The organism is Roseobacter sp. (genome assembly GCF_024639605.1).
Lineage (GTDB): Bacteria > Pseudomonadota > Alphaproteobacteria > Rhodobacterales > Rhodobacteraceae > Roseobacter.
In genome coordinates this window covers 1-9,747 of the sequence record NZ_JAHEHZ010000130.1, presented here as the reverse complement: position 1 = coordinate 9,747, position 9,747 = coordinate 1, and the positions used below count along the sequence as shown (strand labels likewise).

Here is a 9,747-nt window from a genome sequence, read left to right as displayed (position 1 = left end):
ATATCACCGAGGTCATTCTCGCGCTCAGCGCCACCATCGACGGTCTGACCACCGCACATTACATTGCCGACCAGCTTGAGGGGCAGGTTCGTCTGACGTCGCTGGCGCAGGGCGTACCGGTAGGGGGCGAGCTCGATTACCTCGATGATGGCACCATCACTGCAGCAATGCGGGCGCGCACCTCTCTGTGACACTCACGCTTCGGCCTCTGACCTTTCCGGTGCGGCCTCGCCGCGCAGCGGCAGGGGTTCTTTGAACGTCAGCGTCCGGTACGGGAACGGAATTTCAATGCCGGCATCATCAAGGGCCCGCTTGACCGCAGATACAACCTCGTCCCGCGACCTGCGCACCTCAACAGGGGTGGATCCGGTCCACCAGGTGACCTCGAAATTAATCGACGACGAAGCAAACTCCTGAGCGAAAACCTGCACAGGTCTGCCATCGTGCACAACAGTTTCACAGGTCTCAACAGCGCTTTCAATCACGCCGCGCGCCTCATCCACATCAACGTCATAGGCGACGCCGCAGATCACTGTGACGCGGCGGACATCCTGATCGGTGCGGACGATCAGAGGGTTTTTGAAAAGAACCGAGTTCGGCACGATAACCAGCTGTCCGTCGGTCTGCCGGATATGGCTTTCACGGATGGCGATCTGAGCAACTTTGCCTTCGATGCCTTCGCAGGCGATGTGATCACCGATGCGCATTTCGCGCCGGAACAGAATGATGATCCCCGCAAGGAAGTTCTCAAAGACATCCTTAAAGGCAAACCCGATGGCGACAGAGCCGATGCCGAGGCCTGCAAGAATGCTGCCCGGGGTCAGCCCGGGAAAGAGGATAACTGCGGCTATCATTATCCCCAGGGTCCAGATTGCGATCGATGCCAGCAATGCAAAGAGGCTCTTGAGACTTTCACGCAGCCGCGTGCGCGCCATCACTTTGCCGAGGACATAGCGGCCCAGACGGGCGAGGCCCCAGGTCACCAGAATCACGAGAAGCGCAACAGCAATCTGCGGCAGGATTTCAATTGAGGATCTCGCAATGGATCGCAACTGATCCATCAGTATTTTAACCGGCTCCAAATTCATTCTCCATCGGTTACAGTGTGTAAACGACCGGACCGGCGGAAAAGTTCAGATAAGCGCCGGAAAACTGAGAATTAAAGGACCGGGCAGAGACTATTTTCATAGAAAGTGACGCCTCGTCAGCATCTGACCCGGGGCGGGCATATCGCATTCTCTAATGCGACGGGGTATACGTGTTGCATCGAGGCCGGACGGCGACCCGCGCACTCGCAGCCACAAGGAGACCCGCTTGGAACTCAATGCAGACTTTCACCGCCGGGCCGTTGTGCATGCGGCGGATATGGACTGGACACCCTCGCCCATGTCCGGGGTTGACCGGCGGATGCTCGACAGGATCGGGGATGAGATCGCCCGCGCGACATCAATTGTGCGCTACGCACCGGGCAGCAGGTTTTCCGCCCACACCCACACGGGCGGCGAGGAGTTTTTTGTTCTGGAGGGTGTTTTTCAGGATGAGCATGGCGACTACCCCGCCGGGACCTACGTGCGCAACCCGCCGACGACCAGACATACGCCGGGGTCTGAAGCCGGCTGCGTGATCTTTGTTAAACTCTGGCAGTTTGACATGGACGACCGCACACAGTTCAGCGTGGACACGAGCGCCGGTGACTATGCGCCGGTCGCAGACGCTCCGGGCGTGACGCGTCTGGCGCTGCACGAAGACAAGTATGAACACGTCTGTGTCGAGCGATGGGCTGCCGACACCACGCTGATGCTGGAGGCGCCGGACGGGCTCGAATTGCTGGTGCTGGAGGCCGGATTTACCGCAGGGGGCGAAAAATTTGGCGTGCAGTCATGGTTGCGTCTGCCGCGCGGCGCCCGGATGAAAGCAGAAGCCGGAAAGACGGGCGCAAAAGTCTGGATCAAACGGGGGCATCTGGCGCGCCCACCGCAGGCGCCGGTGCGCCCCTGAAAGCAGCAAGCCGCCCACCCCTCCCAAGGTGGACGGCTCTTTTTTTCCAGGGCGATGTCTTCGTTGCTACAGAACGATTACATCCAGCGGTGGAAATCCGTTGAACCCGACAGAACTGTAGCTGGACGTATAAGCACCACAGTTGCGGATTACGATCCGGTCGCCGTCGCGCAGCGCCAGAGGCAGTTGTACGGGGCGTTTTTCATAGAGGATATCGGCGCTGTCACAGGAAGGGCCGGCCAGAACGCAGGGGCCGGTCTCTGTGCCGTCGTGACGGGTCACGAACTGATAGCGGATCGCTTCGCCTTCGGTCTCGGCAAGACCGGAGAAACGGCCGATGTCGAGATACACCCAGCGATGCAGGTCGTCTTCAGATTTTTTCGACACCAGCATCACTTCAGCCACGATGTGACCGGCTTCGGCGACCATACCGCGACCGGGCTCCGCCATGACCTCTGCGACGTCACCGAAACGCTCCTTGACCGACGCCATGACAGCCGCAGCATAGGCGCGGGGCGCCTGTACCGTCTGGCCGTAAAAGGCCGGGAAACCACCGCCGATGTTGAGAAGCTGCAGGTCATGACCGGCAGCACGGGCGGCGTGCCACAACGGAGCGACCTGATCCAGCACCGGGTTCCAGTGCGCGGCTTCTCGGGTCTGCGATCCGACGTGGAAGGACAGACCATAGGGCTGCAGACCAACGGCCACGGCATGATCGAGCAGCGACGGGAGCATGGATGCGCCGCAGCCAAATTTGCGGCTGAGCGGCCAGTCTGCCTGGCTGTTTTCGACGATCAGGCGGATATAAACCCGGGCACCCGGCGCGTGGCAGGCGATTTTGTCAAGCTCGGCTTCGCTGTCGGCGGCGAAAAGGGTCACACCGGCGCTTGCCGCGAATGCGATATCCGAGGCGCGTTTGATGGTATTTCCGAACGAGATGTTCTCCGGACGCGCACCCTGGCTGAGGCAAAGCTCGATTTCCTGGCGGGAGGCGGCATCAAAGCCGGAGCCTTTTTTGACCAGCATGCGGATCAGTTCCGGCGCGGGGTTCGCTTTGACGGCATAGTGAATGTGGGCGGCACCCAGACCCGCGTGCAGCGCGTCATATTGCGCAGAGACGCGATCACGGGAAATCACCAGCGTCGGTTTGTCAAACAGGTTTGCTGCGATGTAGGCTGCTGCCTGATCGACGAATACGGGGGATGCGGCGCGCAGGGCGCCGGGGACTGTAGCGTTCATGGTCATCTCCAAAGAGCAGGTGGGGGGGAGGTCCCCAAGAGTCGTTTCAAGAGACGTTACCGTCGCTACATAAACGCGGGTCAGTCAGGATCCCTGAAGCAGGGTGGCTGACCGGCCAGAGGCGCGTGCGTTGGCGTCTGTGACGGTGCATTTACGCCAGTCTGAGATTCGTACAAGACCCAATCTGCAACCACAGTAAATTATTTCTGCGGCGCATCGGTGTGCGTTCAGAATGCAACACCCGGTCAGCCGTCTTCCCAGTCTTCACCGATCGGCGATCGGGGTCTCGCGCGTTCTTCCCGGATCATCTGCCGGGTGTCGCTTTTTTCGGCGGCATCTGACGACTCGATCTGATCATCGCCGCGACTGGTTTCCGTCAAAGCCAGTTCGAAATACAAAGGGAAGTGGTCAGATCCGATGTGTTCAAGCCGTTCAAGCGACACAAGCCGGAACCGCGCGTCGTGAAACACGTGATCCAGCGGCCAGCGCAGTAAGGGATAGAAAGCATGGAAAGTATTATAGAGCCCACGCCCGACGCGCGGGTCGAGCAGACCGGACAGGCGCTGAAAACGCCGGGTCGTCGTCGACCAGGCGACATCATTCAGATCGCCCGCAATCACTGCCGGCAGGGCTGATTCCTTTGCCTGTATACCAGCAAGAGCAATCTCGCTGTCACGTCCCAGACTTGAATGGCCGATTGCCGGAGGCTCGGGGTGCAGCACAAAAAGCCGCAACTCGTCCCCGCAGGGCAGCGTGACAGTGGTGCGCACCGACGGCACAGCCTGCACCACCAGAAAATCCACCGCTGTGTCACTCAGCGGCAGTTTAGACATAACGCACAGGCCGTATCCGTTGTCCTGGGGCTGGCGGATAATCTCCGGGTAATCCTGTTCCAGCGCCGCGCCCAGAGCGGCGATCCAGGGCTCGTCTGTCTCGAGGGCCAGCACGATATCAGGCCGGCGCGCATGCACGAGGGTCACCAGCCGGTCATACTCCCGGTTGGACATCTTGACGTTAGAGGACAGAACCGAAAACTGCCGTGAGAGGTCAGTTTTCAGCGCATCCGTCGCCGGTCGCGACTGTTGCGGCCACAGCGGCGTGAATTTCACGATATAGCTCAGATGCGCGACCGCGCTCAGCAAAAAAAGCAGTGCCGCGATCTGCATGGCAGCACCGGGGCCCGCGACAAGAGCTGCGACCCCCCCGGCGACAGACAGACCAAAGAGCTGCAGGCGCGGAAACGCCAGCCCCCGGATCACCCCCAGCGGGATCCGGGTGAGCGGCAGCACCGTTGCGAGCGTTGTCACAGCGGCCAGCGCCCAGATCATTCCCTGAATTACTGTCATACTCTTATCCGGAACTGCGGCGCCGGAAAAACTCCGTCGGCTCCGCCACTTCTAACGGGTAGCGGGCTAAAAACAATCCGGCGCGCAAAGGCACCGGGCATTTTTCGCGCGTGTCTGCGGCATCAGCCGGCTGATTTACCGGCCTCATCCTCGTCTTCGTCATCGTCCCGCGTGCCTTCGGGAAGATTAAAAAAGCTCTCCGCATCCGAGAAATCGCCGGCGCTGGCCTCTTCTTCTTCCTTGCTGTCGGCCCCGGTGTCACCCGAAAGGGTAAAGGTTTCGAGGCCTTCGATCGCGGTTGGGATTTTCGGCTCGGTGTCCATGCCAAGGCTCTGCTCGGTGCTGACCAGCTTGCGGCGCTCGTCATCGCTCATCACCGGCGCGTCGGCGGCCTTCTTGGCGGCCGCTTTCTGGACAACCGCATCAAGCTCGGATTGTTTGCACAGACCGAGGGCAACCGGATCGATCGGCTGGATGTTTGAGATGTTCCAGTGCGTGCGCTCGCGAATTGCCTGAATGGTGGGTTTGGTCGTGCCCACCAGCTTGCTGATCTGTGCATCGCTCAGTTCGGGGTGGAACTTCACCAGCCACAGGATCGATGCCGGACGGTCCTGGCGTTTGCTGAGCGGAGTATAGCGCGGCCCGCGGCGTTTTTCCTCGCCCTGGGCTGCGGCGTTGAATTTCAGCTGCAGTTTGTGCGTCGGGCTTGCCTGCGCTGCATCAATCTCGTCCTGCGTCAGCTGGTTGTTGGCGATCGGATCAAATCCTTTGACGCCCTGGGCCACGTCTCCGTCGGCAATGCCCTGAACTTCGAGCTCGTGCATGCCGACAAAATCAGCGATCTGCTTAAAACTGATAGTGGTGTTATCGACCAGCCAGACAGCGGTGGCTTTTGCCATGATCGGTTGTGCCATTTTTCTTCTCCTGCGACATCTCTTTCGGCCCACATCTTCCCCGTCGCCTGGAAGGGCGGTCCCGGGTTCGGGACGGGTTTCCGTTGTGGGGGAACTCGGGCGCTGTATAGTCGCGAAAATGACATAAGGAAAGAGCCAATGCGCGCGCTTGTGATCTGGCTGCTCGCCGCCCTGCCCGTTGTGGCCGAAAACGACCGCGCCGGTGAATTCGACTATTATGTTCTGTCACTGAGCTGGTCACCGAACTGGTGCCTGCGCGAAGGCGACGACCGTAATTCGCCGCAGTGCAGCCCCGGCACAGGCCACGGCTGGATCCTGCACGGGCTGTGGCCGCAGTACGACCGCGGCTATCCTGAGTACTGCCGGACCCGCGAGCGTTCGCCCACGCGGCGCATGACTGCTGACATGGCTGACGTGATGGGCACCCCGGGGCTGGCGTGGCACCAGTGGAAAAAGCACGGGGTCTGCTCGGGTCTGGACGCCACTGATTATTATGCGCTGTCACGCGAGGCTTACGGGCGGGTGGCGCGGCCGCAGATTTTCAGGCAACTTTCGGATCCTGTGCGATTGCCGGCCTCCGTCGTTGAGGACGCCTTTCTGGAGGCAAACCCGCAGCTGGGCCGGGACATGATTACGATCACCTGCAAAGAGGGCCAGATCCAGGAGGCGCGCATCTGTCTGTCGCGCGATCTTGCGCCGCGCAAATGCGGGCCTGACGTATTGCTTGACTGCCCGTCACCGAGTGCACTCTTTCAGCCGGTCCGGTGAGGTTGCCGCCGGTGCTTGCGGTGGCCCTGGTCAACATCGCCCTGCCCGCCGCACTGTCTGCAGGCCTTCGGCAGCTGACCGCGCACCGGTCGCAGCTCGTCGCATTCGCGATCTGTGTGATCCTGATCTTTTCGCTCAATCAGGTGTCCGGGCTGGCGCGGCGCTGGCTATGGCCGCTGCAGACCCTGAATATCGCAGCCGCACTCTTTTTGGGCAGCCTCACGGCGTTTTCTGCCCTTCCGGCGCTCGGGCTCCTCCTGCGGTCTGTATCGGGACCGTAACCCCGGAGATCCGACTGTTTTTTTGCGCTAACCGCCGGCTTTCAGGACGATCTTGCCGACATGTTCTGAGCTTTCCATGCGGGTATGCGCATCCGCGACGTTTTCCAGCGCAAATTCCTGATCCATGACCGGCGCGACACGGCCGGCGCTGATCAGCGGCCAGACGGCTTCGTGCAGCTCTTCGGCAATCCGGGCCTTGGCCAGATCACTTTGCGGCCGCAGGGTGCTGCCGGTCATCGTCAGCCGCCGGGTCATAAGCTGCACAAAATTCACTTCGACCTTCGGCCCGCCCAGAAAAGCGATCTGCACCAGCCGCCCGTCATCGGCGAGGGTTTTCAGATTGCGCGGGATATAGTCGCCGCCGACCATATCAAGGATCAGATCAGCGCCGCCCTCAGCCCTGATACGCTCCACGAAATCCTCTTCGCGGTAATTCATCGCGATCTCGGCGCCGAGCTGCAGGCAGGCTTCGCACTTCTCCGCGGACCCGGCCGTCGTGAAGACCCGTGCGCCAAAGGCCCGGGCCAGCTGGATCGCCGTCGTGCCGATGCCTGACGAGCCGCCGTGTACGAGAAACTTTTCACCCGCTTTCAGACCCCCCCGGCCAAACACGTTTGACCACACCGTAAAGAAGGTCTCTGGCAGACAGGCGGCCTCTTTAAGCGACAGCCTGTCGGGCACCGGCAGGCAGTGCGCGGCAGGTGTTACGACGTATTCGGCATATCCCCCGCCCGGCAGCAGGGCACAGACCATGTCGCCGGATTTCACTCCTGACACACCCGTGCCAACGGCCACGATTTCTCCCGACGCTTCCAGACCAGGCAGGTCGCTCGCACCAGCCGGCGGGTCATAAAGGCCCGCGCGCTGCAGTGCGTCGGGGCGGTTCACACCGGCAAAGGCCACTTTGATTACCACCTGACCATGTGCCGGCTGCGGCACCGGTCGTTCGGTGATCTGCAGCACATCCGGCCCGCCTGCTCTGGTAATCTCAACGGCGCGCATCATCTCGGTCATCGGCAGGTTCCTTCAGCTCTGTTATCTTTCTCTAACAGGCCTGACACCCGCAGAAAACCGGATGCTGCACCGCATCCTGGTGGTCCCGGGCGGCCTTTGGTGCGGGCTCAGGGCCTGCCTGCATCTCCGCGCGGGGCGGTCCAGCTGCCCGGCATTGTGTCGCGCTGTGCCCGCGCCGGCGGTTTAATCCGGCCCAGCACCCACTCCGGACCGGCCATCAGGCGGCTCAGTGTCGGGCTCTTGCGGACCTGCGATTTGATCTTCTCGATCTGCATCACGTCCCCGATCCGACGCTCTAGAAAGGCGCGCGTGGCCATGGCGTCCGGGCTGTCATCGCCCAGCCAGTAGAGCACTGTGGACGAATAAACACCGCTGAGCGTCGCGCGCTTGGTGTACCAGTTGTAATCCTCTGACGTGTCGCCGAGGGCTGTCCAGATGTGATCTGCCGTACCCCAGATCAGCCGCGCCCCGTCACCGGCATAAACCGGCAGCGCAAAGAGTGTCGTGCCCCGGCGCACGGCCTCTTTATTGTCATTGGCCCCGATGCGCATCCACACCGCCTCGGTCACTTTCTCGCTGAACTTCAGACCGGACATATCGGTCGCGGCAAGCTTGTCGAGCATCACCTGATCGCCGTTCCTGTGAAAGGCGATGGCCAGATCAACAGCGCCGCGCGGACAGACGGCCCGCGCCACGCCGGGGGCAATTTCCGCATCGCGCATTGCGGCCTGAAAAGTGGCCTCTGACCAGCCGTCAAAGGGCACATGCAAAAGGGCTGCATCCAGCAGCGCGGTTCTGGCATCGTCATAAGAAACGGTCATGGATCTGCTCCCGGGTAAAATACGCGTTGGACTGGACAAGATAGTGCGTCCTTGCTATATGCCCACTTCCTGCAAATCCTTGCAACTCAACTTAGAAAGGTGGTGAAAACCACATGCAGGTTAGTGTTCGCGACAACAATGTCGATCAGGCGCTTCGTGCCCTGAAGAAAAAGCTGCAGCGTGAAGGTGTCTTTCGCGAGATGAAGCTCAAGCAACATTTCGAGAAGCCGTCCGAGAAAAAAGCGCGCGAGAAAGCTGAAGCGATCCGCCGTGCCCGTAAACTGGCACGCAAAAAAGCACAACGCGACGGAATGCTCTGAGCATTTCTCCGGATGTGACCGGACTTAAAAAACCCCCGCACGGCCTGTGCCATGCGGGGGTTTATTTTTGTTCAGAGATCCGGACTGCCCGGGACCGTGCCGGTTCAGCTTTTGCGGCGCCGGCGCAGCATCACGCCTGCCACGCCGAAGCCCGCAAGCATCATTGGCAGGGTAGCCGGCAGCGGGACGGCCTGAATCGCCCATGTGGCGGATGCGGCGATATTGTCGCCGGCCTCGCTGAAATCAAAGATCACCTCGTTTTCCGCCACAGTTACAACCGGTTCGCGATCAAATCCGTTGTCAAAGATTGTCAGGCTGCCGAAGGCCGGCAAGAGATTATAGGTGTCCTGGATGACCAGCCCGTTGCGGCCCCGGTTCTGAAGAAAGAACCAGTTTTCATCCAGTGTAAGCCGGACAAGGTCGTGCAGCAGATCAATAGTGTAAAACTCAAGGAAGATGCCTTCGCCGGCAGCAACCTCGCGTTTTCCCCACTCGCGCTGATGCGGAAGATTATCTTCGAAATACTGAAAGATTGTAACGGTCTCGCCGTTAAAGGTCGCAGCCTGCGAGGCGCTGGTCCAAATACCGGCCGCGGCTACGACAGAGAGAAGCCCTCTGAACATTGTAAACTCCGTAACTTGTTAAACATATTGCGTACTGCTCAGCTCCAAATAGGTCGGATCTGACATTATTTCAATCTGTTCCGCCCGGTCGGTTCGTCCCGTATTATGAGACTTCCGGCAGGTGTGCTGTATTTGACTGAAATACATGGCAGAAAATATCGCCCGCTGGGGAAATACCCGGCCGGTTTTGTTTCATCTGGCGGTTAATTGTTTCGACGCGCACGCCAGTGACCTTCGGTCTGTGCGATTTTCCCGTTCGCGACAACCTTTCGGGCATGCTGGAGTCGATACCAGGACGTGTTGAAGCTCGTCAGGCCGGATCAGACAGGCAGGGCGGTGGTCCGGAAAACCGTGCGCAGGGCAAAACTCGACTGCATCTGTGCGACCCCGGGCAGGCGCGCAAGATATTGCCGGTGGATCCGG

Annotated in this window: 11 protein-coding genes and 2 pseudogenes; 5 read left to right on the top strand and 8 right to left on the bottom strand. The window is 60.4% G+C overall.

Annotated elements, in window-relative coordinates; translation table 11 throughout:
• Nucleotides 1–191, top strand: a pseudogene (locus tag Q0M35_RS14715) (toprim domain-containing protein); the annotation flags it as partial.
• A gap of 3 nt (nucleotides 192–194) precedes the next feature.
• Here the strand turns inward: Q0M35_RS14715 and Q0M35_RS14710 are convergent.
• The gene (locus Q0M35_RS14710) at nucleotides 195–1,088 is read right to left on the bottom strand and encodes a mechanosensitive ion channel family protein (protein WP_366519668.1); all 894 of its coding nucleotides are present in this window, start codon (nucleotides 1,086–1,088) and stop codon (nucleotides 195–197) included.
• A gap of 226 nt (nucleotides 1,089–1,314) precedes the next feature.
• On the opposite strand from Q0M35_RS14710, the gene Q0M35_RS14705 reads away from it, so the two are divergent.
• Nucleotides 1,315–1,998, top strand: coding sequence for a cupin domain-containing protein (locus Q0M35_RS14705; RefSeq protein ID WP_295316606.1), 684 nt, complete (start codon nucleotides 1,315–1,317; stop codon nucleotides 1,996–1,998).
• A 66-nt stretch (nucleotides 1,999–2,064) separates the two neighbouring features.
• Here Q0M35_RS14705 and Q0M35_RS14700 read toward each other — a convergent pair whose 3' ends face one another.
• The 3 genes from Q0M35_RS14700 to Q0M35_RS14690 all read right to left on the bottom strand — a co-directional run bounded on the left by Q0M35_RS14700 (nucleotide 2,065) and on the right by Q0M35_RS14690 (nucleotide 5,497).
• On the bottom strand, nucleotides 2,065–3,243 hold the full coding sequence (locus Q0M35_RS14700) for a type III PLP-dependent enzyme (protein ID WP_295316604.1): 1,179 nt from the start codon (nucleotides 3,241–3,243) through the stop codon (nucleotides 2,065–2,067).
• Between the two features lie 239 nt (nucleotides 3,244–3,482).
• On the bottom strand, nucleotides 3,483–4,583 hold the full coding sequence (locus tag Q0M35_RS14695) for an endonuclease/exonuclease/phosphatase family protein (RefSeq protein ID WP_295316601.1): 1,101 nt from the start codon (nucleotides 4,581–4,583) through the stop codon (nucleotides 3,483–3,485).
• A 122-nt stretch (nucleotides 4,584–4,705) separates the two neighbouring features.
• Nucleotides 4,706–5,497, bottom strand: a complete 792-nt coding sequence (locus tag Q0M35_RS14690; RefSeq protein WP_295316599.1) for a DUF1013 domain-containing protein — start codon at nucleotides 5,495–5,497, stop codon at nucleotides 4,706–4,708.
• A gap of 138 nt (nucleotides 5,498–5,635) precedes the next feature.
• Here Q0M35_RS14690 and Q0M35_RS14685 point away from each other — a divergent pair, with 138 nt between their 5' ends.
• Complete coding sequence (locus Q0M35_RS14685) at nucleotides 5,636–6,265, top strand: ribonuclease T2 (RefSeq protein WP_295316597.1); 630 nt, start codon at nucleotides 5,636–5,638, stop codon at nucleotides 6,263–6,265.
• Between the two features lie 20 nt (nucleotides 6,266–6,285).
• Nucleotides 6,286–6,546 (top strand): hypothetical protein, encoded by a 261-nt coding sequence (locus tag Q0M35_RS14680; protein ID WP_295316595.1) that lies wholly within the window; start codon nucleotides 6,286–6,288, stop codon nucleotides 6,544–6,546.
• A gap of 27 nt (nucleotides 6,547–6,573) precedes the next feature.
• On the opposite strand, the gene Q0M35_RS14675 is transcribed toward Q0M35_RS14680, so the two are convergent.
• Together Q0M35_RS14675 and Q0M35_RS14670 are read right to left on the bottom strand one after the other, a co-directional pair.
• A complete protein-coding gene (locus tag Q0M35_RS14675; RefSeq protein WP_295316593.1) occupies nucleotides 6,574–7,560 on the bottom strand; it encodes an NAD(P)H-quinone oxidoreductase in 987 nt (328 codons plus the stop codon).
• A 107-nt stretch (nucleotides 7,561–7,667) separates the two neighbouring features.
• Complete coding sequence (locus Q0M35_RS14670; RefSeq protein ID WP_295316591.1) at nucleotides 7,668–8,381, bottom strand: COQ9 family protein; 714 nt, start codon at nucleotides 8,379–8,381, stop codon at nucleotides 7,668–7,670.
• Between the two features lie 113 nt (nucleotides 8,382–8,494).
• On the opposite strand from Q0M35_RS14670, the gene rpsU reads away from it, so the two are divergent.
• Nucleotides 8,495–8,701: a 30S ribosomal protein S21 gene (rpsU, locus tag Q0M35_RS14665; RefSeq protein WP_295316589.1), complete on the top strand. Its 207-nt coding sequence runs from the start codon at nucleotides 8,495–8,497 to the stop codon at nucleotides 8,699–8,701.
• Between the two features lie 104 nt (nucleotides 8,702–8,805).
• On the opposite strand, the gene Q0M35_RS14660 is transcribed toward rpsU, so the two are convergent.
• Nucleotides 8,806–9,324 carry a PEP-CTERM sorting domain-containing protein gene (locus Q0M35_RS14660; RefSeq protein ID WP_295316587.1) on the bottom strand — a complete coding sequence of 173 codons (519 nt, stop codon included), beginning with the start codon at nucleotides 9,322–9,324 and terminating at the stop codon, nucleotides 8,806–8,808.
• Between the two features lie 320 nt (nucleotides 9,325–9,644).
• Nucleotides 9,645–9,747 (bottom strand): annotated as a pseudogene (locus Q0M35_RS14655) (AsnC family transcriptional regulator); the annotation flags it as partial.